Raw genomic sequence first — 26,823 nt, forward strand, 5'->3', positions numbered from 1 at the left:
TGCCAGTGATTACAAATTTATCGAACACTTTCTGACCATCACGTGCAGCTTGTCGAACGTCAAGAAATGTCAGCTCTTCGTGAGTGACTTTTCTACGCGCTTTCTCGACTTTTTTTGTGGTAGCCATCGGAGCCTCCGAGGTGTGTGTATTCATGCTGATCAGCTTATGTGATTAATCGAGTCCGGGCAAACCGGAGGGGTTCAGTGTCATCGAACCATGCTTGTTTCGACGAAATGGGCCCCGTGAGAGGCCCTTTGAGCTAGGCCGGCTCTGCGTCCAAGCGTCGGGCGATGACATCAAGCACGTCACAACCATCTCTCAAGGAGATGCAGCACAGCTGCGCAAAGTCCTGGAGGACCACTGAGTCACTTGGAATATCCCCTCGCATGGCGAGGTTCTCTAAAAGCTGGGTGACTGCGCGGATTCTATAGCCCGCCGTGTCAAGCAGGATGTGCAAAGGCGCAGTGGTATCGACGAATAGGGGCTGATCGTCGGCATTGCTGGTAAGAGCCATGTATCTATTCATTTTTTAAATTCCATTTGATTGAAGACCTTCTTAATCGTCGCCAAACGAATAAGGTGGTAGCTGTGCGCGGGTTGGCGAACCGGACAAATAGAAAAACCGGCAGATCCGAAGATCTCCCACGCACAGCTACCGGAAAGCAGCATATTGCGCACGGTAGCGTTCCGCAATCCGTGAGAGGTTCCTGCATATTTGTCATGGGTCGCCAAACCCAAGCCGCTCTGATGAACGACGCGCTTGAACTATAGATCCCTTCCGTAGAAATCCTCAATCAGATGATGAGTCAGAAACTTCTCTAAATTATGTGGGTGGGAAATGTAGGAAATATTCCCGCTGCAATTGCCTCCCCGCTTTTTTTTACCCCCTCCGCATCCCGCATAACCACAGCCCTTCACACCCAAACCTTTGTGACAATCAGACTAATGGTCTATAGCTCAACACAAGGCTGCCGATAGGCAGGTAATCCCCCGTGTAAGGAGTGACACCATGCTGCGGTTCTTCGCCGACTTGGGCTTTCGTTGGAAAATCACTCTGCCGATTGCGTTCCTGGCTGTGTTGCTGTTGCTGATGGGGTGGACGGGGATGCGCGGCATCGGCCAGGTGACCGAATCCAGTACGCAATTGACCAAGCGATATCTGCCGGCCATCAGCCTGTTGCTCAATGCCGATCGTGATCTTTATCAGGCTTTCGTGGCCGAGCGCAGTTTGCTGGACGGTCATGCAAGCGAGCACCTGCAAGCGCTGGGTGCCAGTCACAGCGAAAATGCGAAGCAGGCTTATGACCGTGTGCAGCAATATGCCGCGATGCAGCCCGGTGCCGAGTCGCAGGCGTTGGTCAGTCAGTTCAATGACAGTTTCGGCAAATGGATGCAGGTTTCGCGACGGGTCCTCGAGCTGTCGGTAGGCGATCCGCAGGGCGCTAGCGCGCTGAGCTTTGGTGACAGTGAGCGCTTGTTCGAAACCATGCGCGATTCCATCGACAAGCTGGGTGAGCTGGAAGATGCTGCGTCGCATCGTGAAGGCGACGCAGCGATTGAAAACGGCGAGACAGTCGGGGTGCAACAGGGTGTGATTCTGTTGGTCGGTTTGCTCGGTTGCATCTTGGTGCTGGTTGCCCTGCCGCTGGTGGTGTTGAGCCCGATGCGCCGGCTGCTGCATCGTGTCGAGCAAATTGCCGAGGGCGGCGGCGATCTCAAGGGACGCCTGGAGGTGCGTTCGTCCGATGAGCTGGGACAACTCGGCAGCGCCTTCAACCGTTTCCTCGACAAGCTGCAACCGCTGATTGCCGAAGTAGGGCGGGTGACCGGCGAGGTCGATTCCGCCGCGCGGGCCATGGCCGATATGGCCGCGACGAACGATCGGTTGATCAGCAGCGAGCATGCCGCGCTCGATCAGGTCAGTACCGCCGCCACCCAAATGAGCGCGGCGGTGCATGAAGTGGCGCACAACGCGGTAAGTGCTTCGGATGCAGCGCAACAGGCGAGCAGTCAATCTCGCGATGGCGCCGAGGTGGTCAGCAGCACCATCGAGTCGATCCGCCAGTTGGCCCAGGAAGTGGAGAGCGCCTCGGGTACGATCGAGGCACTGGCCCAGGAGACCTCCAGTATCGGTGCCGTGCTCGAGGTGATCCGTGGCATCGCTGAGCAGACCAACCTGTTGGCGCTGAATGCTGCCATCGAAGCCGCTCGGGCCGGTGAGCAGGGCCGTGGTTTTGCTGTGGTGGCCGACGAGGTGAGGGCGCTCGCGGCCCGCACCCAGGACTCCACCAAGGACATCCAGGTTCGCATCGAGCGCTTGCAGAGCGGCGTCGCCAAGGCGGTACAAGCCATGCATGTGGGCAGCAGCAAGGCCCGGGACAGCGTGGAGCGTGCGGCAGGTGTCGATCAGGTGCTCAGCGGTACCGGCGGTTCGATCCAGCGGATCAACGACATGGCCGCGCAGATCGCCAATGCCTGTGAGGAACAAAGCAGCGTCACCGAGGAAATAGCCCGCAATATTTCCGATATCCGCGATCTCTCCAACGAAGCGGCCGCCAATTCTGCCCAAAGCATGCATGCCAGCCAGCAGTTGTCGAATCTGTCGAGGAATCTCGCAGAGCTGACCGGCCGCTTCCGCACCTGAGGAGGTCGTGTCGTGGCGACTGACGACCTTCTACGTGCCTTGCATCAGGACGGCTTTGTCCTGATGCCCGGTGTGTTGGACGCCGGGCAGGTCGCCGACCTGCGTCGCGCTATCGACTTGCTGAAGCCTCAGCACTGGGATTACAGCGGCGTCATCGATCATTACAAATGCGTTTTCAACAGGGATCCGTTCTGGTTGCCATACCTGGACGTGAGCGCAGTTATCGAGCTTGCCGAGGCCGCCTTGGGAGATGATTGCCATATCATCGGGCAGACAGCCTGGCGCTGCCATCCCGGTTTTATCGGCGCGCCTCTGCATCTGGATTACCTGCCCATGGAGCTGCCGCCCGCCCTGTTGGCCGACCCCGGTTTCGAACTGCCGATGCAGGTGTTCACCGCACAGTTTTACCTTGATGACATCGATGCTGACCTGAGCCCGACACGGGTAATACCCGGCAGCCACAAGGCGGGCCGGGCGCCTACGGCGGGCGAAACGCAGTGGCAGGGACGTTCGGCGCAGCCAGTGTTGTGCCGGGCGGGCGATGTTCTGGTACTGCGCAGTGAGTTGTTGCACGCCGGCAGCGACAACCGGACCGCCGACCGCACGCGGTACATGCTCCAAGTGCATTACGGTCGGCGGATGGTTGCGCAGAAGTTCTCGCCTTATCTTCAGTGGCAGTTCAACCCCGCAGTACTGGCCGCCGCGACGCCTCGTCAGCGACGGCTGCTTGGCGATCACCAGGAAGCGGAATACGACTGAGCTGCCCGGTCAGATCCAGACGTCATTGACTGCGGTTCGCGTATTGATTTGCTCCCCCGTGTTGATGACGCCCCGCGGTTCGATCAACAACAACTTCACTTCCCGCTCGGCACTGGGTTTGTGCTCGACGCCTTTCTTGACCACATACATCTCGCCCGGGCCAATCATGACGGCGCCGTCGCGAAAGTCGATGCACAATTCACCTTCCAGCACGATAAAGGTTTCGTCGGTATCGGCATGGGTGTGCCAGATAAAATCGCCCTCGAGACGAGCAATCTTGAACTGGTAGTCGTTCATCTCGGCGACAACCTTGGGCGCCCACTGCTCATGGAACAGCGCGTATTTCTGCTCGAAGTTAATGGGGGAGTAATGATTCATCGCGGTACGCTCCTCAATTGAAAGTGAGTGCTACGTTAGGGGCTGGATCGTCGCGGGTATTGGATGATCGTGCAGCTTTCCGCTGGAGGGGCGCAGGGCTTCAGCGCAGCATTTTCAGCCAGCGTGCCGGTGAAAGACCAAAGGCCTGGGTATGGAGCCGCGTCATGTGGCTCTGGTCGAAAAAGCCACAGGCCAGCGCCGCTTCACTCAAGGGCATGCCGTGCAATACCAGGCGACGAGCTTCGCTCAATCGACGTTGGGTGATGTAGCGATAGGGGCTGGTGCCGTACAAGGCGCGAAAGTCCCGCGACAGGCTCCATCGGTCCCGGCCACTGGCCTGCACGAGGTCATCGAGGGTAATGGGTTGGTCAAGGGCATCATGAATGAACAGCCGCGCGCGTTCCGCAGCAGGGTAGTCAAGCAGCCTGCGGCCTCGTCGGCTCCCTGACGCGACGGCGAGCGCCTGGGCCAGGTCGTAGATGGCATCCTCTTCCTCCAGTGGATCGAGACGATGCTCGAGGCTGGCCAATAACCGGCGGGTCGCTATGTTGAGTCGTGGATCGTTCGAAAGTCCGCCTTCGATGAAGGGCAGTGACCTGCCGCCCAACACTTGTTGGATCAACGCGGGCTCAATGTAGGACATCCGGTAACGAAAGCCATCGATCGTTCCGGCCTCCCCATCATGCACCTCGTCCGGGTGCAGGACGATGGTTCCGCCGGGCTGGCTATGGCGCTTGCTGTGCCGGTAATTGAAGCTCTGGACGCCGGAAAGCGTGAAGCCGATGGCATAGGTGTCATGCCGATGGGTGTTATACCCATGACCGCTGAAATAGGCCTCGATGCGTTCCAGTTTCCTCGATTCAGGCGCACGCATCAGCCAGTCGCGACGGTGACTGAATTGACTCATGAGCTCCGACCTCTCGCTGTTGTCTGCACACGATACCCGCCTGCCAGCTCGCGTCGCAGCAAAAAACTCAATTCAAGTTCGGGTAAAGCTGCTCTGGTGCAGAGCAGCTTGCGCATCCGCCGCCCATAGACGGCTTCAGATTTCCTTTACGGGCGTCTCGCCGTGGGCACTTTTGATCAATCCGATAACGTGCAGGCAGTCGGCCTTGTTCACATAGGACTCGCCGCTGGCGATGGTTTCGTGATTGCCGGCCCTCAGGCGCCAGCGCCACTGGCCTCGTCCGGTACTTGGGGTTCCTCGGGTCTGTCGGTAGATTTCAAAATACATCGGTTCGCTCCCTGCGATTTATTCATTCAAGACATGTTCTGGACATGTCGTCGCAAGCCTAGCCAAGCTGCACGTTTTCGCTATGGGGAAAACGTTTCCAATGATGATGGGATATTTCAGCGAATTTCAGCGCTGCTCAAACTGATAACCAGGAGCGAAAGGATGAACCGCAACGAATTGCGCAAGGCCGACATCAACCTCATGGTCGTCTTTGAAACGTTGATGCTGGAGCGTAACCGCCAGCCTGCCGGACTACACCGCCACGGCCATGGCCGCTTCCGGTCACTTGTTCAGCGAGCCATTTCCCTTCAAGACGCCGACGCTGGACCTGTCCATGGTCTGGCTGAGCCATGTCGACAACGATCCGGCGGAGCGCTGGTTGAGGTCCCGGCTGGAGGCCTTCATGAGCGAGCGCATGGGAGCGATGGGCGAAACAAAACCTGCCTGAAAGCACAAAGTCGAGGTATGGTTGCGCCAACCCATTCCAGCAATCACTTTTTTTCGAATCGGAGTCGAACGCATGCCTCACTTGCACATGGAGTACACCGCCAACCTGACCGAGCTGAACGCTGATGTCGCGCTGTTGCGCTTGAACAATGCGCTGGTAGCCTCGGGGCAGTTCGCTGCCGAGTTCGACATCAAGAGCCGGGCCGTGAAGCTCGAGACGTTCCGCGTAGGAACCGGCATGGGGGAGCGGGCTTTCGTGCATGTGAAACTGGCCTTGCTGAGCGGCCGTTCACCGGAAATCAAAAAACAGCTGGCAGACAGCCTGCTGGTGGTAATTCAGGACCTGGGCCCTTGGCCCGCCGGCGTTAGCGTGCAGTTGTGCGTGGAACTGCTGGATATCGACCGTGGCCCGTACGCCAAGGCTGCCATCGGTTTTTAATGTCTGTTCGAGCGGTGCGATTGTTTAGCGCGAGTCGATCCAGACTCCGCTAAATGATGGTTTAACGGTCAATGGCGTCGTGTGACGCTTGAACCGAACATTTCCTGTGATATCCCTATGGACGGTTGGCCCGCAGGCCCTGCATACCCACCACTCACCGCTGAGGGGGCGGCTGGCGGTCGCATACCTGCCATCGCACCTTCATCCTGCGCGCTGCCCTGTGAACTGGCGTTCTGGGCGCTCTGGCATTGCCGCCATGCGCGTCCCCCAGACCTTCGTATTTCCTGTTGATCCTTGAACTGTGCTCGTCGCTGGCGAGTACAGCCTGACGGCGCCTGGTCGTCCGTCCGACATGAATATACGAGTGTGTCCATGAATCTTTCTTTTGCATCCGAGCAACAGGCCCAGGCGTTCCTGGCGCAAAACCCGGATATCGAGCTGTTCGAATTGTTTATCGTCGACAACAACGGCGTGCCCCGGGGCAAGTGGCTGCATCGGGACGAATTGCTCGCGGTCTATCAAAGTGGCCGGCCACTGCCCAGCACGATTCTGGGGCTGACCGTCAATGGCGACGACGTGGAGAATTCCGGCCTGGTCTGGGACGTGGGTGACATTGATTGCCGGGCCTATCCCATCAGCGGCAGCTTGCAACGCATGCCCTGGCGGCAGATTCCCACCGCCGCGGTGCAAGTGGCCATGCATCCCCAGGAGGGCATGCCGGCGGCCATCGCCGATCCCCGCCATCTGCTCGGCCGGGTCATCGACGAATTGCAGGCGGACGGCTATTACCCGGTGATGGCGGCGGAGCTGGAGTTCTACCTGTTGGATGGGCAGCGCGACAGCGAGGGCCGGCCCCAACCGGCGCGGGACGCCGACGGCAGCAGGCCGCGCCATACCCAGGTCTATGGCTTGCGTGAACTGGAGCAGATCGAGCCCTTTCTCGCCGATCTCTATGCGGCCTGCAAACTGCAGGGCATTGCGGCCCGGACAGCCATTTCCGAATACGCTCCGGGGCAGGTGGAAATCACCCTCGAACACCGTGCCGATGCCTTGCAAGCCATGGATGAAGCGGTGCGCTACAAACGGCTGGTCAAGGGCGTGGCCCATAAACATGGGATGGCGGCGTGTTTCATGGCCAAGCCATTTGAGCATCTGGCGGGATCTGGCCTGCACATGCACGTCAGCCTCGCGGACCAGGATGGCAACAACCTGTTTGCCAGCGAAGCCGCCGATGGCACGCCGTTACTGCGTCAAGCGGTGGGCGGTATGCTCGAAACGTTGCTCGACTCGCTGTTGATGTTCTGTCCGAACGCCAATTCCTACCGTCGGTTTCAAAGCAACAGCTACGCGCCGCTGGGGGCGACGTGGGGCGTGGACAATCGCACCGTTAGCTTGCGGGTGCCCGGCGGCCCGGCGTCCTCGCGGCACATCGAGCATCGTATCTGTGGCGCCGATGCCAACCCCTACCTGGCTGCGGCGGCAATATTGGCTGGCATCCATCGGGGCATCCGCGGACAGTCTGATCCTGGTGCGCCTGTCGAAGGCAACGGCTATGCCCAGGCCACCCAATTATTGCCCACCGACTGGCTCACGACTTTACGCGCCCTGGAGGCGTCCACTTGGGCGCGGGACGCTTTTGGGGAGGCGTTCCTCGGTGTCTACCTGGCGGTCAAACGTGCGGAGTATCGCCAGTTCATGGGTGAGGTCGGCGAGCAGGATTGGCGTTGGTACCTGAACCAGGCCTGAGGGCGTTCAGGAAGATTTAAATAATTATTTAACGGCAACTTTTTCACGAAAAATTGATGGTGGGCTACCTAAAGTTTGTGCTGCCGTAGGGAATGAATTTTCACATTTTCCTTGCGGCGCTTTTCTTTCTTAGAGCAACTTTTCAGGAAGTTTCCACCCATCATGCTGACTATCAAAGCGGTGCGCCCCGAGTGGGTGACGCTGGCCGCCAGCGCCTTTTTGTTAGTGGGTTTCAATCTGATCCTCTGGCAGCATCTGCTCACCATAACCGCATCCGATGGGCACGGTGCGCTGCTGTGCCTGGCGTTTGGCGTGATGGTGTTCTGCGCGTTCAACCTGGTGCTCACGCTGCTGGCGTTCCGGCCGCTGCTAAAGCCGTTGTTGATGGCGCTGTTTATGATCAGCGCTGGCGTGGCATATTTCATGGCCGAGTACGGCGTGTTGATCGATGCCGGGATGTTGCGCAACTTCGCCGAAACCAATGCCACGGAAGTTCGCGACCTGTTGTCGTTCAAGTTGTTTGCCTATTTATTCTCGTTGGGTGTCCTGCCAGCCTGGTTGTTATTCAAGACACCGATAAAATATCGTCGCTGGCCCAAGGAGTTGTTAAGTAAGTTTGTGGTCTCCGTGGTCACGATTGCCGTGCTCGGCGGGGTGGCGTTGGTCAACTACCAGGGCTTGGCGTCGTTGTTTCGCAATCATCACGAGTTGCACTTGATGGTCGTGCCGAGCAACTACATCGGTGCGTCGATCGGCTATTTGCGCGAGCAGGTCGCATCGGCCAAGCAACCGTTCATCACGTTGGGCGAGGATGCGAGTCGCAACCCGGCCTGGCAAACCCATCCACGAAAATCCCTCACTGTGCTGGTCGTGGGCGAGAGCGCCCGTGCCGAGAACTTCGGCATTCTTGGGTATAACCGTGATACCACGCCGCAACTGGACAAAGAGGCCGGCCTGATCGCCTTCACCGACGTGCATTCCTGTGGCACCGAAACCGCCGTGTCAGTGCCTTGCATGTTTTCCAACATGGGGCGCAAGAACTACGACGCGAGCAAGGCCAAGAACGAAGAGGGGTTGCTCGACGTGCTCAAGCACGCCGGGCTGGACGTGATCTGGCGCGACAATCAGTCCGGCTGCAAAGGCACCTGTGATCGGGTCACGGTGCAGGACGTGAGTAATCTCAAGGACCCGGCCCTGTGCGCCAACAGTGAATGCCGTGATGAAATCCTGCTTCAGGGCTTGCAGCACTTCATCGACAGCCTCGACAAGGACACCGTGCTGGTACTGCATCAGATGGGCAGCCATGGGCCGGAATACTTCAAGCGCTACCCCAAGGAATACGAGCATTTCACCCCGGTGTGTGAAAGCAACGCGTTGAACAACTGCAGCCGCGAAAGCATCGTCAACGGCTACGACAACACGCTGGTGTACACCGACCACGTGTTGTCGACGCTGATCGATCTGTTGCGGGCCAACCAGGACAAAGTCGACACGGCCATGCTGTACCTGTCGGACCATGGCGAATCCTTGGGCGAGTACAACCTGTTCCTCCATGGCACGCCCTACATGCTAGCGCCGGAACAACAGAAACATGTGGCAATGCTGGCATGGTTCTCCGATAGTTATCAGAAGTCCTTTGCTGTCGACACCCATTGCTTGCAACTGAGTCGGGACAAGCCCCTGAGCCAGGACAACTTGTTTCATTCGATGATTGGGCTGTTGGAAGTCAACAGCAAGGTCTACAACCCGGACCTCGATCTGTTTGCCAATTGCCGGGGAGCGGTGATCGATGGCGTGCTTGCCCGGGAATGATTCCTACACCTTTTTTTCACCTGGCGTTGTTTAAGCTGTTGTCGAATCTTCCATGAGCGTAAGTATGTCCGGGCAACCCCCATCCACCGTCGAGCTTGAATTCGCCAGGCAGCATGACCAAGAGCATGCACAAATCTGTCGCCAGCCGGTGCCCCGCCGTTTACGCCTGACCTTCTGGCGTGACGAGCAATTGGTGCGCAACGCCATGAAAGTGGCCGGTGAGCCTGGGCTGGTGTTGGATGTCGCGTGTGGAGCCGGGCGGTTCTGGCCGGTGTTGGCCGAACATGCCAACCGGGTCATCCTGGCGGCGGACCCTTCGCCGGACACCCTCGATCACGCACGCAGCCACCACGGTGGTGCGTTGCTCAAGCGGGTCAAGACCTTCCCCAGTTCGGCGTTTACCCTTGGGCTGTCAGCCAACGCCGTGGACTGCATTTTCTGCCTGCAACTGTTTCAGCACATCAAGGCCAGCGAACATCGCCAGGCCTTGTTGCGCGAGTTTCATCGGGTCAGCCGCGATACGGTGGTCGTGTCGGTCCGGATCGAAGGGCGTCTCAAGCTCGGCCAGCCTGGGCGGCGAATCCTGGCTGGCAAGAACGACGTCGAAGGGGAGTTTGTCGAAGCCGGTTTCAGTGTGCTGTGGTATCAGGATTTCCTTCCGGGTTTCGCCTTGAGACGGGTTTATGTATTACGCAAGGCCAGTTAAGTTCTGATGTAGGACTATTCTTGCGATTGCGTAGGCGATTTCTCTCAAGCTCTTGCTCCGTAGATGCTCGCAATCGCCGACGGCGATATATACTGCGCGCCATTCTTCAAGGGAGAGCCGTGTGGCCATCGATATTCACTGGATTCGCGACAACGATAGCCTCGGTCGGTTTTGCGCCGAATGGCAACAGTTGCCGTTCGTCGCCCTCGACACCGAATTCATGCGGGTGGACACCTTCTATCCCATCGCCGGCTTGCTGCAGATTGGCGATGGTAAAAGTGCGTACCTGATCGACCCCTTGAGCATCGACAATTGGCAGCCCTTGGCCGCGCTGCTGGAAAATCCGGCTGTGCTCAAGGTGCTTCATGCCTGCAGCGAAGACCTGGAAGTCCTGCTACGCCTGACGGGCAGCCTGCCCGCGCCGCTGTTCGACACCCAACTGGCCGCCGCCTACCTGAACCTGGGTTTTTCCATGGGTTACTCGCGGTTGGTGCAGGAGGTGCTGGGCATCGAGTTGCCCAAGGGCGAGACGCGCTCCGACTGGCTGCAGCGACCCTTGTCCGAGACGCAGATCAGCTACGCCGCGGAGGACGCGGTGCATCTGGCGGAAGTCTTTGTAGAGCTGCGTCCCAAGCTTTGCGACGACAAATACGCCTGGGTGCTGGAAGACGGCGCCGAACTGGTCGCCAACCTGCGTCGCGAAGTGGACCCCTACGAGGTTTACCGCGAGGCTAAGCTGGCCTGGAAACTGTCCCGCGCGCAGTTGGCCGTGCTGCGCGAACTGTGTGCCTGGCGCGAGCGCGAGGCGAGGGCTCGTGATTTGCCGCGCAACCGGATCATTCGCGAGCACTCGTTGTGGCCCCTGGCCCGCACGCAGCCGGATAACCTCGCTGCGCTGGCAAAAATCGAAGACATGCATCCGCGTACCGTGCGTCAGGACGGTGAGTTCCTGCTGGACCTGATCAAGCGCGCGGGCAGCGTGCCGCCCGAACAGTGGCCGCCCGCCGTGGCTGAACCCTTGCCCATCGAGGCCTCGGCGCTGCTCAAGCGTCTCAAGGCACTGGGACAGGCCGAAGCCGAGCGCCTGGGCATCGCCCCGGAATTGATGCTGCGCAAGAAAACCCTCGAAGCCCTGATCAAGAGTGGCTTTCCCGAGGGCCCTTACCAACTGCCCGATTCGCTGCGTGGCTGGCGCCGCGAGTTGATGGGCCAGGCATTGCTCGACAGCCTGGCCACCGCCGGAGAACAGCCTTGAAACGAATCTGCTCCATCTACCGAAGCTCGAAGAAAAACGAGATGTACCTGTACGTGCTCAAGAGCGACGCGTTGGCCCGTGTGCCGGAACCGTTGATGGCGGCATTCGGCAAGGCCATCCACGCATTCGACCTGGTATTGAGCCCGGAGCGCCAGTTGTCCCGGGAGGACATCGGCAAGGTGCTGGAGAACCTCGACACCCAGGGTTATCACCTGCAAATGCCACCGGCCGAAGATGAGTACATCGAGCATCTGCCTGAAGAGTTGCTGCGACGCAACGATCCGGTCTGACGATGCCCGGGCGCCTGTCCAGGCGCCTGTTGAAAACGAAAAATGATTATTGGCGATTGGCCGCAAGGGTGGAGCGATACTCTGTCAGCGGTCGTCTGCACTGTTTTTGAAAGGTTTGATTCATGCGCGTTCTGATTGCCGAACACGACCACGCGGTCTATGCCCAGCTCCTGCGTCAGGCTGCACCCGATATCGAAGTGCTGACCAGCGGCGATTCCGCCGAGCTGTCGCGGCTTGCCACCGACTGCCCGGTCTGGCTCGGCCAGCCTGATCTATTGGCGACGCTGTTGCGTCAGGGCCATCGACCCCGTTGGTTGCAATCGACGTGGGCGGGCATCACGCCGCTGCTGGCCGAGGGCCTGACCCGCGAGTACCGCCTGACCCGCGCAGTGGGCATCTTTGGCCAAGTGATGGCTGAATATGTATTGACCTACATGCTGGGGCATGAGCGCGAGGTGCTGGCTCGGCTGGTCAGCCAGGTGGAGCGCAAGTGGGACAACCGCCAGGGGCAAAGCCTGGCGGGGCGCAAGGTGCTGATCGTCGGAACCGGCGATATCGGCCAGCGCGTGGCGCAATTCCTGGTGCCGTTTGGCGTGCAGTTGTACGGCATCGCCAGTGAAGCCCGTGAGTTGGCGCCGTTTATCGAAGTCGGTGCGCTGGCGGATTTGCCGCGGTTGGTGGGCGAGATGGATTATGTGATCAACCTGCTGCCGAACACGCCGGATACCCATGACATCTACGACGCCGCGCTGTTCAAGCAATTCAAGCCCACCGGTTTGTTTATCAATGTCGGCCGTGGCGTGGCCGTGGTTGATGCCGACCTGGTGCAAGCCTTGAAGGACGGGCACCTGGCCGGGGCGGTGATCGATGTGTGTCGCCAGGAGCCGTTGCCGCAGCGCCATCCGTTCTGGACGGCTTGGGGCTTGCTGTTGACGGGACACAGCTCGGCACCGACCTCGCCGTCCATGATGGTGCAGCTGTTCCTGGAGAACCTGCGCGCTTACCAGGCTGGCGAAGCGCTGCGTGGGGAAGTGGATTTCAGTCGGGGCTATTGAGCAAGCCCCGATCAAACTGTGGGAGCGAGCTTGCTCGCGATAGCGGTGTGTCAGTTGCCATCAAAAGTGACTGGCCTGACGCCATCACGAGCAAGCTCGCTCCCACTGTTGCTTGTAACGCTCAGAGAGTGAAATCCCCCTCGGCCACCAGTTCGCACAACGGCCGGCGCGGGCTTGGGACTTCGCGGGCCTGGAGGTAGTCGGCCAAGGTGGATTTATCCCCCAGCTTGCCGATCGCCACGGCGGCATGCAGGGCGTAGCCGTCCGGGATCTTCAATTCCTTGCGGGTCAGCTCCTGGTCGAAGCCGGCCATGCCATGGGTATGCCAGCCGCTTAGGCTCGCTTGCAGCGCCAGATGGCCCCACGCCGCTCCGGTGTCGAAGGTGTGGCATTGCGCCGGGGTTTCTTCGGTGGCGCCGGGCACCGCGAACGTGGTTTTCGAGGCAATGATCACCAGCGCCGAGGCGTGCTGGGCCCAGCCACGGTTGAACTCGTTGAGCAGGCCCAGGTAACGCTCCCAGTTCGGCGTGTCGCGACGGGCATAAAGGAAGCGCCACGGCTGTGAGTTGTAGGCCGAAGGCGCCCAGCGCGCAGCTTCGAAGAAACTCAGCAAGGTTTCTTTCGCAATATGTTCGCCGGTGAAAGCGCGGGGGGACCAGCGTTCGATGAATTGGGGATGGATCGCGTAGTCGGCAATGCGGGAGTTGGCGCTCATGGGGTCACCTTGGCTAGGTCAGGGAATCTGATGACGCAACCTACGTCCCGGTGTGTGGCCTGACAAGTCCCTTCTACCGACAGTCGCCAATGCTTGGCCTCACGAGGCCTCGGCACTAGACTGTCGGCCTTTTCACCACGTGATGTTGATGCTCGAGCCATGGCCGCCAAAGTCGAACCGTTCTGGATACGCAAAACCCTCGATCAGCTCGATCCGCAGGAGTGGGAATCGTTGTGCGATGGCTGTGGCCTGTGCTGCCTGCAAAAGCTCGAGGACGAAGACGACAACGCCGTCTATTACACGCGCATCGCCTGCAAACTGCTGGACCTGAAGACCTGCCAGTGCACCGACTACCCCAACCGCCGCGACTTCGTTCCCGATTGCATCCAGCTTACGCCGGGCAAGGCCGACGAGTTCAAATGGCTGCCGCCGACCTGCGGTTATCGCCTGGTCAGCGAGGGCAAGGATTTGCCGCTGTGGCACCACTTGGTCTGTGGCGACCGGGATGCCGTGCATCACGAGCGCATTTCCCAGTCGGGGCGCATGCTGGCCGAAGGCAGCGTGGCTGAAGAAGATTGGGAAGATCATCTGATTTTCCGCGCTGGTTGAATCAAAAGACATCGCATCGCATCACGGGAGCGCCCATGGCTTCAGAATTTAGACAGACACTGGCGGCGGGGCTGCTGGCTGTGTGCGGGCCGCTGTGGGCGGCGCAGAAAGTCGATCTGGATTATCACGTGCATTTGTTGCCGCAGAGCGACCAGGCTGAAGTGCGCCTGACCCTCGCGCGGGGCTCGGCGGTGCGCAGCCTGGATTTTGACCTCGGCGATGATGGCCGCTACAGCGATTTCAAGGCGGACGGCCAATGGCAGCTCACATCCGGCAAGGCGTCGCGAGGCGTCTGGCGTCCCGCTGCTGACAAGGCGAGCCTGACTTACCGCGTACGCATCAGCGAGTCGCGCAAGAACGGCTCTTTCGAAACCCGCATGACCCCTGGCTGGGCGCTGCTGCGCGGCGACGCCCTGGTGCCGCCGGCGAAGCTGGACCAGCAGGACGGCGTTGAGCTGGTGTCGCGCCTGGCGTTCGAGTTGCCGGGCGGCTGGCAAAGCATCGAGACGGCCTGGCCGCGTATCGGCAAGCAACGCTTTCGTATCGATAATCCATCTCGCCTCTTTGATCGCCCCACCGGTTGGATGCTTGCCGGCAAGCTCGGCAGTCGCCGCACGCGCCTGGGCGAGACCGACGTGACGGTGACTTCGCCCAAGGGCCAGGGCATGCGCAGGATGGACGTACTGACACTGCTGACGTTTGTCTGGCCGCAGGTTCAGGCGGTGGTGCCGCGTCATCCCGGCAAGTTGCTGATTGTCGGCGCTGGCGATCCGTTGTGGCGTGGCGCCCAGGCCGGCCGCGAATCGATTTATCTGCATAGCCGCCCACCGTTGGTCAGCGAGCGAGGCAGCAGCCCGTTGTTGCGCGAGTTGATGCAGGTGCTGGCGCGTATCAACGATCATGATCGCAGCGACTGGATCAGCGAAGGGTTCAATGAATACTACGCCATCGAATTGCTGCGCCGAGCCGGAGGCATGAGCGATGAGCGTTATCAGGCCCTGAACGATCGGCTCGCCCGGGACAGCAAGGGCGTCACCACGCTGCGCGGCGAGCAGATGAGCCCCGCGATGGTGTCCAAGGCGGTGCTGTTGTTACAGGAGCTGGACCGGGAGATTCGCCTGAAGACTCGCAACAAGCGCTCGCTCGATGATGTGCTGCAGGCGGCGATGCGCCTGGAAACGGTCGACACCGAGGAATTTGTGCAGCTCAGCGAGAGCATTCTGGGTGGTGGTTCAACTGTTCTGGATACCCGGTTACTTCAGTAATACCGCTATCGTCGGAACGCCGCCCGGAGCAAGCTCGCTCCCACAGGGTTCTTGTGAACACCACAAATCCAATGTGGGAGCGAGCTTGCTCGCGATGAGGGCATCAGCGGCACTGCAAGAATCAGAGCCCAGCCCTAGGCGAACTCAACGAATCATTCCCCGTCACCGTGGCCGTACCTGTCGCCGCCTCGGCATTGGCCTTCATGCGGCTCAGTTCGTCGCCGGCCTGTTCGATGCGGGCGCGGGCGTCATGCAGATGCTGACGATTTCTTTCCAGCATGCTCTTGGCCGAACAATGCCCGGTGATGCCGCGCGCCAGGGCCATGCCACCGATTGCCAGTTGCGCCAGGCCGATCACCCCGCCGCGACGCAGACCCTTGCCCATCATCAGCACCCCGCCGGCCAATGAACCAATGCGCTCCCAGCCGTGAACGTTCTGTGGGCTGTGGGATTGGAAGGGGGTGGTTTCAACCGGCCCGAACGGATTGTTATCGCTCATGATCTGTCTCCAGTGTGGGAATTTGTATAAAGCTGACTGCCAGAGCGAATCCGTCGTTCCATGGAATTTCCCGCCGGTCAGCGGAATTGCGGTCCCGAGCGCGTGTTGTTGCCTTTGGCCATCCGGTCGTACAGCACGACGTTGACCGTGGCCGCCAGGTTCATGCAGCCATGAGTGGGGATGTAGATCACGTCTTCGCACCAGTCGCGGATGTCTTTGTCCAGCGAGCCGTCTTCCGGGCCGAAGATATACAAGGCGCGGTCCGGATGGGTGTATTCGGGCAACGGACGGGCGCCTTCCACCAGTTCGACGGCCACCGGCACGCAGCCCAGGGGCAGGATCTTTTTCAAGTCGTCGATGCCGATCAGCGGGATGTCGTAGTGGACTTTCTTGGTGTCGGTGACAAAGTCGGCCGCGCGTTCATAGCGTTTGCCGGTGTAGAACACCGACGCCACGCCGTAGCAGCCGGCGGCGCGCATGACCGAACCGACGTTTTCCGGTGACTTGGGGTTGAACAGACCGATGCAGCTGTAGCGTTTGTTGGCCACGGACGGGGTGCCTTTGGGAAAAGGCGCGATTATACGGGGAATGGGGGAGGGTGGTCAGGTTCGAGATGTGTGGTGTTCGTTCGATCGTCATCGCGAGCAGGCTCGCTCCCACATTGGATTTTTTGGCGTTCAAAAAATTGTGGGAGCGAGCCTGCTCGCGATGGCGGCCTTGCAGCCTGTAAAGATTCTTCGGTGATGCCAATCACTCGTCTTTTTTCATCAACCCCGCCAACGCGGCGAAGGGGTTGTGGGTCGCCTTGGCGATCTTCGGCGTACTCAGGGAGCCGTCGCCGAAATACTGCTGGTCGGTGTAGCGCGAGTGCTCGTTGTCGTGGCAATACAAGCACAGCAGTTCCCAGTTGGAACCGTCCTGCGGGTTGTTGTCGTGGTTGTGGTCGCGGTGGTGAACAGTCAGTTCGCTCAGGCGCTTGCCGGAAAATTCACGGGCGCAGCGGCCGCAGACGTGGGGGTACATTTTCAGGGCTTTGTCGCGGTAGCCCATCTCCCGGTCGCGCTGGGCGTCGGCGAGGATACGGTCCAGCTTGGCAGTGTTGGACGGCGGGGTGGACGAACTCATGGGTTCACCTTTGTAGAAAAGACTGATGACGGTTGGATAGAGTTTAGCTCAGCCCTTGAGCTTCTCGGCAATCCAGATGGTGTGGCGGGTGCCTTTGTTGCCATGGGCGAACACCTGTACCTCTTCAGCCTTGAAACCGGCCTTCTTCAGCTTGTCGGAAAACTGCCGGTCGGCGCTGGCCGACCATACGGCCAGTACGCCCTTGGGCCGCAGGGCCTTGGCGCAGGCGGCCAGGCCCCCGGCCGAATACAACCAGCTGTTGGCTTTCTGGGTCAGGCCTTCGGGGCCGTTGTCGACATCCAGCATGATCGCGTCGAACCCCTGAGGTTCGGCTTGCAACACCTTGGCAACGTCCTCCAGGCGGATCACCGTGCGTGGGTCCGACAGCGGTCGCCCGGCTTTTTCGCCCAAGGGGCCACGATTCCACTCCACCACGCCTGGCACCAGTTCAGCCACCACCACTTCAGCGCTCTTGCCCAAATGCTTGAGGGCCGAGGCGAGGGTAAAGCCCATGCCAAGCCCGCCGATCAGCACGCGCGAGCCGGGGCGACCGGCGACCTTGCGGCAGGGGATCTCGGCCAAGGCGTCTTCGGAACCGTGCATGCGGGTGTTCATCAGTTGCCCGCCGTCGCCGCCCTGGATCTTGATGACGAAATCCTCGCCATACTCGAACAGGCACAAGGCGCCGCCGTTGTCGGGGATAGGCGTGGTGTCGAGCAGAACAAAACGTTTCATGGAAATCTCATGGAGAAGAAGCAGACCGGCCCGGCAGGGGCTAGCCTGAAAGCAGACAATAGCCACGGAGCCATTGATGAAGTGCATCATTCTAACGGCCATTGCGCTGGTGGCGCTCTCGATAAGTTGCGCCCAGGCCCAGCAACCGACGATTCCGGTCGCGCCGCCGAGCATTCCCGGCTCTCCCGGCACCGCCACGCCCATGCCGTATCCGCCGGTTACGCCAAGCGGTGTCCCAAAGGTGGCGCCAGGAAACGGCCCGCCCCTGTTGCCGCCCATCGAAATGCCCAGGCCGCCCAAAGACCAGCCGATACCGGGTATGGAGCCGAAGCCGGAGAAGGCCAAGTCGCCGGGGGGGTAGATTGCGAATACGACGCCATCCCATAGGTCTGTGTTTCAGCTAGGGGCTAGACCTGCTGCGACAGCAGCTGTCCATCCGCCATGCGCAGACGCTTGGAGAGGGAGACGGCGAGGGCGCGGATGATCTTGGCGGCGACCTTCGGTGCGTCGTTGAGCATTTTTTCCAATGAGTCCTTCCCCAGGTTCAGCAATTGGCAGTGAGTGGCCGCGATGCAGCTGGCCGAGCGCCGTTCGCCGTCGAGCACGGCCATTTCGCCGAACGCCCTGCCGCTGCGCAGTGTGGCAATGGTCACGGGTTGGCCGTCGGGGCCGGTTTTCTGCACGGCCACCTGCCCTGTATGAAGGATGCACATGAAACTGCCGGCATCGCCCTCGCGAAAAATCGCCTCGCCCTCGGCGACGGTGCTGATGCTGAAGTAACCCGATGCGGCGGCGAAGTCGACGGGCAGCAGTTGGTCGAACAGACCGCAGTCCATCAGCCAATCGCGGATTTGGTTGTTCAGTAAGGTCGGTTCTGACATGTCGTCACGGTCTTTTTCTTGTGCTCGTTGCGGTTTTGGAGTGCTTGGGTATCAGCCAATTCCCACAGAGGATTGTGTCAAATCCGGGCCCAGCGCATGGAGCTAAGACCCGGCCTTCACACAGAGTTCCTCAGGCCACTCCCAAAACCTTCAACACAAACGCATATTCGAGCGCTACGTCGCGCAATCCCTGGTAGCGACCGCTCATGCCGCCATGGCCGGCGCCCAGTTCGGTCTTGAGCAGCAGCAGGTTGTCGTCGGTCTTGGTGGCCCGCAGCTTCGCGACCCACTTGGCCGCTTCCCAGTACTGCACGCGGCTGTCGTTGTAGCCAGCGATCACCAGCATCGCCGGATATTCCTGGGCGCGGACGTTTTCGTACGGGGCGTAGGCCCTGATCCGATCATAGACCTGCGGCTCCTCGGGATTGCCCCATTCGTCGTATTCGGTCACCGTCAATGGCAACTCGGGATCAAGCATGGTGTTTAGAACATCGACAAACGGCACTTCGGCGATCGCGACCTTGAACAGCTCCGGGCGCTGGTTGAGCACCGCGCCGATCAATAGCCCACCGGCGCTGCCGCCGCTGATCGCCAACTGGCCGGCGGTGGTGAAGCCATTGGCGATCAGGTGTTCGGCGCAGGCGATGAAGTCGCTGAAGGTGTTGTGCTTGTGCTCTTGCTTGCCGGCGCGATACCAGGCTTCGCCCAGTTCACCGCCACCGCGCACATGGGCGATGGCAAACGCCACGCCGCGGTCCAGCAGGCTCAACCGTGAATGGGAAAACCACGGGTCGAGGCTTTCGCCATAGGCGCCGTAGCCATACAGATACAGCGGCACTGGCCGACCCAGGGCCTCGCGCTTGACCACCAGGCTGATGGGCACTTGCGTGCCGTCCGGTGCCGTGGCCCAAAGCCGTTGGCTGACATAGGCGTCGGCATCGAACGGACCCAGTACCGGGGTTTGCTTGAGCACGACCTGGTTGCCGCTGGCCAGGTCCAACTGGCGGATCTGGGCCGGGCGATTCAGTGCCTCGTAGCGCAGGCGGATGCGCTCACTGACGAATTCCAGGCTGTTCTGTACGTGCAGGCTGTAGGCCGCGTCTGGAAGTTGCACCCGATATGTCGGCGATCCCTGTGGGTGAACTTCGATGATCGGCAGGCCGCCTTCGCGCAAGCTCAAGGTCATGGCCATGGCGTTCAGGCTCAGGCCGTCGATCATCACCGTGTCGCTGTGGGGGATCAGCTTCTGCCAGTCGGCCTCGGTCGGCGCCTCGCCCGTGTCGACGGCCTCGTACAGCGCGAAGTTGATGCCGTCACGGTTGCTGCGGATAAACCAGGTCCAACGATCATCGAGCAAGCCGTGGTCGACGTCGTACTCATGGTTTTCCACCCGTGGCGCCACGCAGGTAAACGGCTGTTGCGGCTGCGCCGCGTCGAGCACCCAGACTTCACTCGTGGTCTTGCTGCTCAAGGACAGGATTAACTGTTTTTCCGAGCTGGAGCGGTAGCAATGCAGGAAAAACCGCCCGTCCGGCTCATGGAAGACCTCTTCGGCGGCGGTGCCGTCCAAACGATAACGAAACAGCTTATGCGGGCGATGGGTGTCGTCCAGTTCGCCAAAGAACAGCGTCAGGCTGTCGTTGGCCCAGGTCATGCTGCCATCACAGTTTTCGAAGGACAGTTCGCTGACCCTGTCGTTGGACAATTCCTTCACGAACAGCGTGTAGATCTCATCACCCGTGGTATCCAGGCTGTAGGCCAAGCGTTGGTGATCGGGGCTGATGCTGAACGCACCCAGGGCAAAGAATCCGCCGCCGGCCAGGGCGTTCGGGTCCAGCAACAGCTGTTCATGGCTTTCATCCACGGTCAGGCTGTCGTCGGCCGGACGCGGGCAGCGGTAGTGGCGCGGGTATTCGTCGCCCGCCGTGGTTCGGGTGTAATACAGGTAGGGACCCCAGGGCGAGGGCAGGGACAGGTCGGTTTCGAGGATCCGTCCCTTGATTTCCTGGAACAGCGTCTCGCGCAGTTCGGCCTGGTCGGCAAGCAGGGCCTCCTGGTAGCTGTTTTCAGCCTTTAGGTAATCGAGCACGGCGTCGGTGTCGCGGTCTTGCAGCCAGGCATACGGGTCGATACCAGGGGCCTTGCGGGCAATCGGGGCATCGGTAACGTGGGCAGATCGGGGCATGGAAAAACTCTCGAGCGTGATACGAAAAGGGACAAGTGCCTGGCGGGGTCAGTTCTGCCGCCGGACCGAAAAACTCTCCATGCCGGGCATCCGCTGGATGCCGGGGCAGCCTGACGAGCGAAAAGCCGTTACTATAAGCGCCTCTTTGCCTGCCTTGCCATGGACACCATGACCGAGAACGACTATCTGATTGCCTGGGGCCTGTACGCCTTTGCCGCCGTGGGCTGCCTCCTGGTTTGGATGCGCATGACCCGCTTCATGTGGCGCTGGTTGCGCGAGCCGCTGCGGCTGCTGATGGCGGTGTTGCTGTTCAGCCCCACCATCGTCGACCCGGTGAAGGAAAAGGTCGCGCCGGCCTTGGCCATCGTCGCCCTGGACGTGTTGTTCAAGGTTGGCAACAACGTATGGCGCGCAGCGTCCGACCTGCTTATGTACGGCATGATCGCGTTCGGCCTTTATCTGATTTTCGTGCTGATCCGCTTCCCCATCGAACGCGCTGCCAACGCTCGCAGGGAACGGGCCGCCGCCGCTAAAGCCGCCGCCGCTGCCGAGCCTGACGACGAGCCGCCGTTCGGCGTGGCCGGTGACGACCGTTACGGTCGCCCACCCGTGCCGAGCAACCCCCAGCGTTCGCGTATCGAACCGCGCCTGTAATCGGGCCGCCCATTCAAACGAGGGTTCGAGCATGTGTGAGTTATTGGGCATGAGCGCGAATGTGCCGACCGACATCGTGTTCAGCTTCACTGGGCTGATGCAGCGCGGCGGCAAGACCGGGCCGCACCGCGACGGCTGGGGCATCGCCTTTTATGAGGGCCGTGGCCTGCGCCTGTTCCAGGACCCGGCCGCGAGCAGCGAGTCTGAAGTGGCGAACCTGGTGCAGCGTTATCCGATCAAGAGCGAAGTGGTGATCGGGCATATCCGCCAGGCCAACGTCGGCAAGGTCTGCCTGTCCAATACGCACCCGTTCGTGCGGGAGTTATGGGGACGCAACTGGTGTTTCGCCCACAACGGCCAGCTCGCTGATTTCCAGCCGGGCGCAAGCTTCTACCGTCCGGTGGGTGATACCGACAGCGAAGCGGCGTTCTGCGACCTGCTTAACCGCGTGCGCCAGGCGTTTCCCGAGCCAGTGGACGTGGAACAGTTGCTGCCGTCGTTGATCGAGGCCTGCACCGAATACCGCAGCAAAGGCGTGTTCAACTGCTTGCTCAGCGATGGCGACTGGCTGTTCTGCTATTGCTCGACCAAACTGGCGCAGATAACCCGTCGCGCGCCGTTCGGCCCGGCGCGGCTCAAGGACGTGGACGTGATTGTCGATTTCCAGGCGGAAACCACCCCCAACGACGTGGTCACGGTGATCGCTACCGAACCCTTGACCGAAAACGAAACCTGGACCCGCTACGAGCCGGGCCAATGGAGCCTGTGGCGGCGCGGCGAATGCGTCAGCCACGGCCGGACCGAATAAGGACGTCACGTTATGTTGCTCAGTTATCTACGGCTGGTGTTGTTCGCGGTGGGCCTGTTGGTGGGGGTCCAGGTTCCGGGGTTCATCAATGACTACGCCAAGCGGGTCGAGGCTCACCTGATCGAGGCGCAGACTGGCCTGCAAGGTTTCCAGGGCACCGCCAATCAATTCTTCAAAGGCGACATGCAGGCCCTCGTGGCCCATTACCGCGCCAGCGAAGACCCGATCTTTCGCAGCGATGCCGACAGCCTGAACACCTTGCTCGTGCGCCAGCAGGCCCTGGACAAGCAATTCCAGGCGATGCAAGGCCCGTGGTACATCCGCCTGCTGCAAGTGGCGCTGGCCGCCGATCCGGACATCCGCAAGGAAACCTGGAACGGCTACAGCTACCAGATCCTGCTGACCCCCGAGGCGATGATCTGGGGCATCAGCGGCGCGATGTTGCTGTCGTTCGGCCTGGAATGCCTGTTCCGCCTGATCGACTGGGTGGTGCTGGGTGGCAAGCGCCTGCGCCAGAGCCGGCCGATCGAAGAGCGTGACCTGCGCGGGCTCTAGTGGCGAGGGGATTTATCCCCGCTGGGCTGCAAAGCAGCCCCCATTGCAGTCAATTAGATAATCCTGTTTGGCCTTGTTGGGGGCCGCTTCGCGACCCAGCGGGGATAAATCCCCTCGCCACAACGGTGTCCTCCAAGTTTTCCGGCAATCTTGCCCACCCAATCAAATTTTTCTTATGACCCGGCCAAGGTTTTATTCGTTGGACGGGATCGGCTGCGCGCTCAAGAATCGGGGCAACGGTCTCCGCGCCAGCATCGTCGAGACTCACAACAATAAAACCGTGGAGAACCACCATGAGTGCACCCGACACGCTCGGCGTCCCCCAACCCCAGGCCCGGTCCGGCCCGTTCGATTGGTATCGCAACATCAACCAGCAGGAACGGCGCACCTTCTGGAGCTGCAAGATCGGTTACGCCCTGGACGGCATGGACACGCAAATGCTCAGTTTCGTGGTGCCGACCCTGATCGCGATGTGGGGCATCACCACCGGGCAGGCAGGCCTGATCCACACCAGCACCTTGATCGCCTCCGCCATTGGCGGCTGGGTGGCGGGCATTCTCTCTGACCGCATCGGCCGGGTCCGTACCCTGCAACTGACGGTGCTGTGGTTCGCATTCTTCACTTTTCTGTGCGGCTTTGCCCAGAACTACGAACAACTGTTGATCGCCCGCACGCTGATGGGCTTCGGTTTCGGCGGCGAGTGGACCGCCGGCGCGGTGTTGATGGGCGAAGTCATTCGCGCCAAGGACCGCGGTAAAGCGGTGGGCATGGTGCAATCGGGCTGGGCGCTGGGTTGGGGCATGACGGCGATCCTGTATGCGCTGCTGTTTTCGGTGCTGCCGCCGGAAGACGCCTGGCGCGCATTGTTCATTCTCGGCATCGTGCCCGCCGTGTTCGTGATTTTCGTCCGCCGGTTGGTCAAGGATCCGGAAGTCTACAACCAGACCAAGGCCCGCCTGACGCCGGAAAACCCAGCGAAGTTCTACGAGATTTTCGCCCCCGGCATTCTCTTCACCACGATACGCGCCTCGTTGCTGACCACCGGCGCGCTGGGTGGTTACTACGCGATCACGTCCTGGCTGCCGACTTTTCTCAAGAACGAACGTGGCCTGAGCGTCCTGGGCACCGGTGGCTACTTGGCCATGGTGATCGTCGGCTCCTACGTGGGTTACGTCATCAGTGCGTACCTGTCGGACATCCTGGGACGAAAGAAGAATTTCGTCCTGTATGCCGTAGGCTCGTTCACCATCGTCTTGCTGTACACCCAGGTGCCGGTGAGCAATAACGTGATGCTCTGGCTGGGCTTTCCCCTGGGCTTTTTCGCATCGGGTATGTTCAGTGGCATGGGCTCGTTCCTCACCGAGCTGTTTCCCACGCGCATCCGGGGTTCTGGCCAGGGTTTCTGCTACAACATCGGCAGGGCGGTGGCGGCACTGTTTCCGCTGCTGATCGGTATCTTGAGCCAGAAGGTGCCGTTGAGTGTTGGCATTGGTGCGTTTGCCGCAGTGTCCTACGGCGTGGTGATCCTGGCGGCCCTGAGCCTGCCGGAAACCCAAGGCAAGCAGCTGGAAGCCGAGTAACTGATACCCTGAGGGACGAGGTCCCACAGGCTTAAAAGAAAGAACCTACAGGAGCGTTCACCGTGAACCGCCTGCTATTGAATTGCGACATAGGCGAAAGTTTCGGCAGCTGGACGATGGGTCTGGATGCCGAGGTGATGCCCTTCATCGATTGCGCCAACATCGCCTGCGGTTTCCATGCCGGCGACCCGAGCATCATGCGCAAGACCGTCGGCCTTGCCCTGAGCCACGGCGTGCGCATAGGCGCCCACCCGGCCTATCAGGACCTGGCGGGCTTCGGCCGGCGTTCCATGGCTTATGGCGCCCAGGAACTGCAGGACTTGCTGCATTATCAGATCGGCGCGCTGGACGGCATTTGCCGGGCCCAGGGCGGGCAGGTCAGCTACGTCAAGCCCCACGGCGCGATGTACAACGACATGATGGCCAACCCGGCGCAACTGCGCGCCGTCATCCAGGCCGTTGCCGCTTATGATCGCGGGTTGCCGTTGATGCTCATGGCGACCCGGGACAACAGCGCCGCCCAGGCCCTGGGCGATGAGTATGGCCTGACGCTGTGGTTCGAAGCCTTCGCCGATCGTGCTTATGACAGTGCCGGCCGCCTGGTTTCGCGGCAAACGCCGGGCGCGGTGCATCACGACCCCGAGGTCATTATCGCGCAGGCCCTGACAATTGCTCGCGGCGATCCGTTGACGGCCAGCGATGGCAGCGCCCTGAACCTGCACGCCACTACGTTGTGCGTACATGGCGACAACGCCAGTTCGGTAGCCGCTGTGCAACGCATCCGTGAAGCCCTGGACCGGCAGAGCGCGCCATGAAACCACGCTTGGAAGTGGTGGCGGTGGACTGCCTGATGGTGCGCCTGTTCGACGAAATCGCAGAGGCCAACATGCCTTGGATGCTGGCCGCCAGCGAGCGCCTGCGAGCGGTGTTTGCCGAGCGTTTGATCGACCTGGTGCCGTCCTATACCACGTTGATGGTCCATTACGATTTGCTCGTCCTGAACCCGGTCCAGGCCCGCGAATTGATCGACGAGGCATTGCATAACCTTTCACCGGACGCCCGATCCGCCGGTCAATGCCACGTGCTGCCGGTGTGGTACGACGCTACCGTCGGGCCGGAGTTGGGCCTGCTGGCGAGTCGCAGTGGGCTGACGGTGGAGCAGGTGATCCGGCGCCACAGCGAGCGCGAATACCAGGTATTTGCCCTGGGCTTCGCACCGGGGTTCGCCTTCATGGGGCTGGTGGACGAAGCACTGGCCGCCCCGCGCCTCGACACGCCGCGCAAACGGGTCGCGGCGGGCAGTGTCGGCATTGCCGAACGGCAGACCGCAGCGTATCCGGCGGTGTCGCCCGGCGGCTGGAACCTGATCGGGCGCACCCCGGCCAAGCTGTTTGATCGTGAGCGCGACGGCTACAGCCTGATGCAGCCGGGGGACACGGTGCGTTTCGCTGCCGTGGACCACGCCGAATTCATCGCCCTGGGTGGCGACGACACACCGTTGGGGGCCCAGGCATGAGTCGGTTGTTGATCGAGGCCAGCACGCCGCTGTGCCTGTTGCAGGACACCGGCCGCTTCGGCGTGAGGCACTTGGGCGTGACCCAGGGCGGCGCGGCGGATTGGTTGTCGATGGCGTGGGCCAACTGGATGCTCGGCAATGATCTCGACGCGGCGGTGGTGGAGGTTACCCTCGGCGGCTTCACCGTGGTGGCTGAAGAGGATTGTGTGCTGGCCCTGGCCGGAGCGGACCTGGGTGCGCGGATAGACGGCCAGGGCGTGGCGTCGTGGCGCTTTTTCAGCTTGCGCAAGGGCCAGGTGCTGGCGCTGACCCAGCCCGTGCTCGGTGCCCGGGCCTACCTGGCGGCGCCTGGCGGGTTCGATGCACCGCAAGTCCTGGGCAGCCGTTCGACCGTCGTGCGCGAAGAACTCGGTGGCCTGGATGGGCGAGGGCGGGCCCTGGATCGTGGGGCGCGCTTGAGCTATTCAGGCTCGGCGACGCCTCGGCCCATGCCGCATACGCGGATTCCGGATTTCCAGCAGGTACAGCCGCTGGATCTGATCCTGGGTGCGCAGAATGGCGAGTTCAGCGGACGGAGCCTGTTCGATGCGTTCAACAGCCCGTGGACGCTGGACAGTCGCGCCGACCGCATGGGCATGCGTTTGCTGGGGACTGCGCTGGAGTATCAGGGGCCGGCGATGATCTCGGAGGGCATTCCCCTCGGTGCCGTGCAGGTACCGCCGGACGGCCAGCCGATCGTGTTGCTCAATGATCGGCAAACCATCGGGGGTTACCCACGCCTGGGGGCCTTGACGCCGCTGTCCCTGGCGCGGCTGGCGCAATGCCTGCCGGGAACTCAGGTGCGGTTGCGTCCGGTGGTGCAGGCGGTTGCGCATCGGCAGCAGGTGGAGTGTATGCGGGCGCTGTTAAACCGCTAAAAGCATCGTCGGA

The 26,823-nt window shown here is 61.0% G+C and carries 30 protein-coding genes and 3 pseudogenes; 21 read left to right on the forward strand and 12 right to left on the reverse strand.

The window, feature by feature from the left end; all coding sequences use genetic code 11:
* Window positions 1-260: 260 nt before the first annotated feature.
* Entirely contained in the window at window positions 261-527 is a 267-nt protein-coding gene (locus J3P92_RS07400) for a short-chain dehydrogenase (RefSeq protein WP_249873708.1), read from the reverse strand.
* Window positions 524-679 carry a hypothetical protein gene (locus J3P92_RS07405; protein ID WP_434650218.1) on the reverse strand — a complete coding sequence of 52 codons (156 nt, stop codon included), beginning with the start codon at window positions 677-679 and terminating at the stop codon, window positions 524-526. The genes J3P92_RS07400 and J3P92_RS07405 overlap by 4 nt, the downstream gene beginning before the upstream one ends.
* A 412-nt stretch (window positions 680-1,091) precedes the next feature.
* On the opposite strand from J3P92_RS07405, the pseudogene J3P92_RS07410 reads away from it, so the two are divergent.
* The 3 genes and pseudogenes from J3P92_RS07410 to J3P92_RS07420 form a co-directional block, all read left to right on the forward strand.
* A pseudogene (locus J3P92_RS07410) lies at window positions 1,092-1,739 on the forward strand (MCP four helix bundle domain-containing protein); the annotation flags it as partial.
* A gap of 306 nt (window positions 1,740-2,045) precedes the next feature.
* Window positions 2,046-2,645, forward strand: a pseudogene (locus tag J3P92_RS07415) (methyl-accepting chemotaxis protein); the annotation flags it as partial.
* Window positions 2,646-2,657: 12 nt separating this feature from the next.
* On the forward strand, window positions 2,658-3,404 hold the full coding sequence (locus tag J3P92_RS07420; protein WP_434650220.1) for a phytanoyl-CoA dioxygenase family protein: 747 nt from the start codon (window positions 2,658-2,660) through the stop codon (window positions 3,402-3,404).
* Window positions 3,405-3,413: 9 nt separating this feature from the next.
* Here the strand turns inward: J3P92_RS07420 and J3P92_RS07425 are convergent, their stop codons facing one another.
* The 3 genes from J3P92_RS07425 to J3P92_RS07435 all read right to left on the reverse strand — a co-directional run bounded on the left by J3P92_RS07425 (window position 3,414) and on the right by J3P92_RS07435 (window position 5,016).
* A complete protein-coding gene (locus J3P92_RS07425) occupies window positions 3,414-3,782 on the reverse strand; it encodes a cupin domain-containing protein (RefSeq protein ID WP_434650222.1) in 369 nt (122 codons plus the stop codon).
* Window positions 3,783-3,882: 100 nt separating this feature from the next.
* Complete coding sequence (locus J3P92_RS07430) at window positions 3,883-4,689, reverse strand: AraC family transcriptional regulator (RefSeq protein ID WP_420766698.1); 807 nt, start codon at window positions 4,687-4,689, stop codon at window positions 3,883-3,885.
* A 135-nt stretch (window positions 4,690-4,824) separates the two neighbouring features.
* Window positions 4,825-5,016: a YegP family protein gene (locus J3P92_RS07435; protein WP_249873713.1), complete on the reverse strand. Its 192-nt coding sequence runs from the start codon at window positions 5,014-5,016 to the stop codon at window positions 4,825-4,827.
* 238 nt (window positions 5,017-5,254) lie between these two features.
* Between J3P92_RS07435 and J3P92_RS07440 the strand changes: the two are divergent.
* From J3P92_RS07440 to J3P92_RS07475, 8 genes and pseudogenes are all read left to right on the forward strand, one after another.
* A pseudogene (locus tag J3P92_RS07440) lies at window positions 5,255-5,464 on the forward strand (hypothetical protein); the annotation flags it as partial.
* A gap of 72 nt (window positions 5,465-5,536) precedes the next feature.
* A complete protein-coding gene (locus J3P92_RS07445; protein ID WP_420766696.1) occupies window positions 5,537-5,902 on the forward strand; it encodes a 5-carboxymethyl-2-hydroxymuconate Delta-isomerase in 366 nt (121 codons plus the stop codon).
* 372 nt (window positions 5,903-6,274) lie between these two features.
* Window positions 6,275-7,648, forward strand: a complete 1,374-nt coding sequence (locus J3P92_RS07450) for a glutamine synthetase family protein (protein WP_434650224.1) — start codon at window positions 6,275-6,277, stop codon at window positions 7,646-7,648.
* 162 nt (window positions 7,649-7,810) lie between these two features.
* Window positions 7,811-9,460 (forward strand): phosphoethanolamine transferase, encoded by a 1,650-nt coding sequence (locus J3P92_RS07455; protein ID WP_434610120.1) that lies wholly within the window; start codon window positions 7,811-7,813, stop codon window positions 9,458-9,460.
* A 64-nt stretch (window positions 9,461-9,524) separates the two neighbouring features.
* The gene (locus J3P92_RS07460; RefSeq protein WP_434610123.1) at window positions 9,525-10,166 is read left to right on the forward strand and encodes a class I SAM-dependent methyltransferase; all 642 of its coding nucleotides are present in this window, start codon (window positions 9,525-9,527) and stop codon (window positions 10,164-10,166) included.
* 121 nt (window positions 10,167-10,287) lie between these two features.
* On the forward strand, window positions 10,288-11,421 hold the full coding sequence (rnd, locus tag J3P92_RS07465) for a ribonuclease D (protein ID WP_420766692.1): 1,134 nt from the start codon (window positions 10,288-10,290) through the stop codon (window positions 11,419-11,421).
* A complete protein-coding gene (locus tag J3P92_RS07470) occupies window positions 11,418-11,711 on the forward strand; it encodes a YcgL domain-containing protein (protein ID WP_420766691.1) in 294 nt (97 codons plus the stop codon). The genes rnd and J3P92_RS07470 overlap by 4 nt, the downstream gene beginning before the upstream one ends.
* A gap of 122 nt (window positions 11,712-11,833) precedes the next feature.
* Window positions 11,834-12,766 carry a D-2-hydroxyacid dehydrogenase gene (locus J3P92_RS07475; protein ID WP_434650226.1) on the forward strand — a complete coding sequence of 311 codons (933 nt, stop codon included), beginning with the start codon at window positions 11,834-11,836 and terminating at the stop codon, window positions 12,764-12,766.
* A 121-nt stretch (window positions 12,767-12,887) separates the two neighbouring features.
* Here J3P92_RS07475 and J3P92_RS07480 read toward each other — a convergent pair whose 3' ends face one another.
* On the reverse strand, window positions 12,888-13,481 hold the full coding sequence (locus J3P92_RS07480; RefSeq protein WP_434650228.1) for a nitroreductase family protein: 594 nt from the start codon (window positions 13,479-13,481) through the stop codon (window positions 12,888-12,890).
* Window positions 13,482-13,640: 159 nt separating this feature from the next.
* Between J3P92_RS07480 and J3P92_RS07485 the strand changes: the two genes are divergently transcribed.
* Together J3P92_RS07485 and J3P92_RS07490 are read left to right on the forward strand one after the other, a co-directional pair.
* Window positions 13,641-14,090 (forward strand): YcgN family cysteine cluster protein, encoded by a 450-nt coding sequence (locus tag J3P92_RS07485; protein WP_420766688.1) that lies wholly within the window; start codon window positions 13,641-13,643, stop codon window positions 14,088-14,090.
* Window positions 14,091-14,125: 35 nt separating this feature from the next.
* Entirely contained in the window at window positions 14,126-15,355 is a 1,230-nt protein-coding gene (locus J3P92_RS07490) for a hypothetical protein (RefSeq protein WP_434650230.1), read from the forward strand.
* A gap of 121 nt (window positions 15,356-15,476) precedes the next feature.
* On the opposite strand, the gene J3P92_RS07495 is transcribed toward J3P92_RS07490, so the two are convergent.
* From J3P92_RS07495 to J3P92_RS07510, 4 genes are all read right to left on the reverse strand, one after another.
* Entirely contained in the window at window positions 15,477-15,854 is a 378-nt protein-coding gene (locus tag J3P92_RS07495) for a YgaP family membrane protein (protein WP_434562860.1), read from the reverse strand.
* A 77-nt stretch (window positions 15,855-15,931) separates the two neighbouring features.
* Complete coding sequence (locus J3P92_RS07500; protein ID WP_420766685.1) at window positions 15,932-16,402, reverse strand: RNA methyltransferase; 471 nt, start codon at window positions 16,400-16,402, stop codon at window positions 15,932-15,934.
* 202 nt (window positions 16,403-16,604) lie between these two features.
* Window positions 16,605-16,979, reverse strand: a complete 375-nt coding sequence (locus J3P92_RS07505) for a YajD family HNH nuclease (protein ID WP_003184246.1) — start codon at window positions 16,977-16,979, stop codon at window positions 16,605-16,607.
* A gap of 48 nt (window positions 16,980-17,027) precedes the next feature.
* Complete coding sequence (locus J3P92_RS07510; protein WP_039593339.1) at window positions 17,028-17,714, reverse strand: spermidine synthase; 687 nt, start codon at window positions 17,712-17,714, stop codon at window positions 17,028-17,030.
* Between the two features lie 76 nt (window positions 17,715-17,790).
* On the opposite strand from J3P92_RS07510, the gene J3P92_RS07515 reads away from it, so the two are divergent.
* Window positions 17,791-18,075 carry a hypothetical protein gene (locus J3P92_RS07515; protein ID WP_434650232.1) on the forward strand — a complete coding sequence of 95 codons (285 nt, stop codon included), beginning with the start codon at window positions 17,791-17,793 and terminating at the stop codon, window positions 18,073-18,075.
* A 46-nt stretch (window positions 18,076-18,121) separates the two neighbouring features.
* Here the strand turns inward: J3P92_RS07515 and J3P92_RS07520 are convergent, their stop codons facing one another.
* Both J3P92_RS07520 and J3P92_RS07525 read right to left on the reverse strand, forming a co-directional pair.
* A complete protein-coding gene (locus tag J3P92_RS07520) occupies window positions 18,122-18,595 on the reverse strand; it encodes a cyclic nucleotide-binding domain-containing protein (RefSeq protein WP_420766683.1) in 474 nt (157 codons plus the stop codon).
* Between the two features lie 130 nt (window positions 18,596-18,725).
* Window positions 18,726-20,780 (reverse strand): S9 family peptidase, encoded by a 2,055-nt coding sequence (locus J3P92_RS07525; RefSeq protein WP_434650234.1) that lies wholly within the window; start codon window positions 20,778-20,780, stop codon window positions 18,726-18,728.
* 159 nt (window positions 20,781-20,939) lie between these two features.
* On the opposite strand from J3P92_RS07525, the gene J3P92_RS07530 reads away from it, so the two are divergent.
* The 7 genes from J3P92_RS07530 to J3P92_RS07560 all read left to right on the forward strand — a co-directional run bounded on the left by J3P92_RS07530 (window position 20,940) and on the right by J3P92_RS07560 (window position 26,810).
* Complete coding sequence (locus J3P92_RS07530) at window positions 20,940-21,434, forward strand: MFS transporter (protein WP_434610143.1); 495 nt, start codon at window positions 20,940-20,942, stop codon at window positions 21,432-21,434.
* A gap of 31 nt (window positions 21,435-21,465) precedes the next feature.
* Window positions 21,466-22,242: a class II glutamine amidotransferase gene (locus tag J3P92_RS07535; RefSeq protein WP_420766680.1), complete on the forward strand. Its 777-nt coding sequence runs from the start codon at window positions 21,466-21,468 to the stop codon at window positions 22,240-22,242.
* Between the two features lie 12 nt (window positions 22,243-22,254).
* The gene (locus tag J3P92_RS07540) at window positions 22,255-22,797 is read left to right on the forward strand and encodes a DUF2937 family protein (protein WP_003184238.1); all 543 of its coding nucleotides are present in this window, start codon (window positions 22,255-22,257) and stop codon (window positions 22,795-22,797) included.
* A gap of 293 nt (window positions 22,798-23,090) precedes the next feature.
* On the forward strand, window positions 23,091-24,377 hold the full coding sequence (locus J3P92_RS07545; protein ID WP_420766678.1) for an MFS transporter: 1,287 nt from the start codon (window positions 23,091-23,093) through the stop codon (window positions 24,375-24,377).
* A 62-nt stretch (window positions 24,378-24,439) separates the two neighbouring features.
* On the forward strand, window positions 24,440-25,192 hold the full coding sequence (locus tag J3P92_RS07550; protein ID WP_434562868.1) for a 5-oxoprolinase subunit PxpA: 753 nt from the start codon (window positions 24,440-24,442) through the stop codon (window positions 25,190-25,192).
* On the forward strand, window positions 25,189-25,893 hold the full coding sequence (gene pxpB / locus J3P92_RS07555) for a 5-oxoprolinase subunit PxpB (RefSeq protein WP_434650235.1): 705 nt from the start codon (window positions 25,189-25,191) through the stop codon (window positions 25,891-25,893). Before J3P92_RS07550 ends, pxpB begins: the two co-directional genes overlap by 4 nt.
* On the forward strand, window positions 25,890-26,810 hold the full coding sequence (locus J3P92_RS07560) for a biotin-dependent carboxyltransferase family protein (protein ID WP_434610149.1): 921 nt from the start codon (window positions 25,890-25,892) through the stop codon (window positions 26,808-26,810). The genes pxpB and J3P92_RS07560 overlap by 4 nt, the downstream gene beginning before the upstream one ends.
* The last annotated feature ends 13 nt before the right edge of the window (window positions 26,811-26,823 follow it).

It is taken from the genome of Pseudomonas sp. D3-27, from assembly GCF_051132165.1.
GTDB lineage: Bacteria > Pseudomonadota > Gammaproteobacteria > Pseudomonadales > Pseudomonadaceae > Aquipseudomonas.

What these genes read in the sequence shown, in the direction of transcription:
- J3P92_RS07530 (WP_434610143.1), top strand. Translation starts at nt 20,940, where the DNA reads ATGGACACCATGACCGAGAACGACTATCTGATTGCCTGGGGCCTGTAC.
- J3P92_RS07495 (WP_434562860.1), bottom strand. Translation starts at nt 15,854, where the DNA reads ATGAGCGATAACAATCCGTTCGGGCCGGTTGAAACCACCCCCTTCCAA.
- J3P92_RS07520 (WP_420766683.1), bottom strand. Translation starts at nt 18,595, where the DNA reads ATGTCAGAACCGACCTTACTGAACAACCAAATCCGCGATTGGCTGATG.
- pxpB (WP_434650235.1), top strand. Translation starts at nt 25,189, where the DNA reads ATGAAACCACGCTTGGAAGTGGTGGCGGTGGACTGCCTGATGGTGCGC.
- J3P92_RS07455 (WP_434610120.1), top strand. Translation starts at nt 7,811, where the DNA reads ATGCTGACTATCAAAGCGGTGCGCCCCGAGTGGGTGACGCTGGCCGCC.
- J3P92_RS07450 (WP_434650224.1), top strand. Translation starts at nt 6,275, where the DNA reads ATGAATCTTTCTTTTGCATCCGAGCAACAGGCCCAGGCGTTCCTGGCG.
- J3P92_RS07505 (WP_003184246.1), bottom strand. Translation starts at nt 16,979, where the DNA reads ATGAGTTCGTCCACCCCGCCGTCCAACACTGCCAAGCTGGACCGTATC.
- J3P92_RS07515 (WP_434650232.1), top strand. Translation starts at nt 17,791, where the DNA reads ATGAAGTGCATCATTCTAACGGCCATTGCGCTGGTGGCGCTCTCGATA.
- J3P92_RS07400 (WP_249873708.1), bottom strand. Translation starts at nt 527, where the DNA reads ATGAATAGATACATGGCTCTTACCAGCAATGCCGACGATCAGCCCCTA.
- J3P92_RS07545 (WP_420766678.1), top strand. Translation starts at nt 23,091, where the DNA reads ATGAGTGCACCCGACACGCTCGGCGTCCCCCAACCCCAGGCCCGGTCC.
- J3P92_RS07485 (WP_420766688.1), top strand. Translation starts at nt 13,641, where the DNA reads ATGGCCGCCAAAGTCGAACCGTTCTGGATACGCAAAACCCTCGATCAG.
- J3P92_RS07560 (WP_434610149.1), top strand. Translation starts at nt 25,890, where the DNA reads ATGAGTCGGTTGTTGATCGAGGCCAGCACGCCGCTGTGCCTGTTGCAG.
- J3P92_RS07525 (WP_434650234.1), bottom strand. Translation starts at nt 20,780, where the DNA reads ATGCCCCGATCTGCCCACGTTACCGATGCCCCGATTGCCCGCAAGGCC.
- J3P92_RS07510 (WP_039593339.1), bottom strand. Translation starts at nt 17,714, where the DNA reads ATGAAACGTTTTGTTCTGCTCGACACCACGCCTATCCCCGACAACGGC.
- J3P92_RS07490 (WP_434650230.1), top strand. Translation starts at nt 14,126, where the DNA reads ATGGCTTCAGAATTTAGACAGACACTGGCGGCGGGGCTGCTGGCTGTG.
- J3P92_RS07480 (WP_434650228.1), bottom strand. Translation starts at nt 13,481, where the DNA reads ATGAGCGCCAACTCCCGCATTGCCGACTACGCGATCCATCCCCAATTC.
- J3P92_RS07540 (WP_003184238.1), top strand. Translation starts at nt 22,255, where the DNA reads ATGTTGCTCAGTTATCTACGGCTGGTGTTGTTCGCGGTGGGCCTGTTG.
- J3P92_RS07445 (WP_420766696.1), top strand. Translation starts at nt 5,537, where the DNA reads ATGCCTCACTTGCACATGGAGTACACCGCCAACCTGACCGAGCTGAAC.
- J3P92_RS07435 (WP_249873713.1), bottom strand. Translation starts at nt 5,016, where the DNA reads ATGTATTTTGAAATCTACCGACAGACCCGAGGAACCCCAAGTACCGGA.
- J3P92_RS07425 (WP_434650222.1), bottom strand. Translation starts at nt 3,782, where the DNA reads ATGAATCATTACTCCCCCATTAACTTCGAGCAGAAATACGCGCTGTTC.
- J3P92_RS07460 (WP_434610123.1), top strand. Translation starts at nt 9,525, where the DNA reads ATGTCCGGGCAACCCCCATCCACCGTCGAGCTTGAATTCGCCAGGCAG.
- J3P92_RS07430 (WP_420766698.1), bottom strand. Translation starts at nt 4,689, where the DNA reads ATGAGTCAATTCAGTCACCGTCGCGACTGGCTGATGCGTGCGCCTGAA.
- J3P92_RS07535 (WP_420766680.1), top strand. Translation starts at nt 21,466, where the DNA reads ATGTGTGAGTTATTGGGCATGAGCGCGAATGTGCCGACCGACATCGTG.
- J3P92_RS07475 (WP_434650226.1), top strand. Translation starts at nt 11,834, where the DNA reads ATGCGCGTTCTGATTGCCGAACACGACCACGCGGTCTATGCCCAGCTC.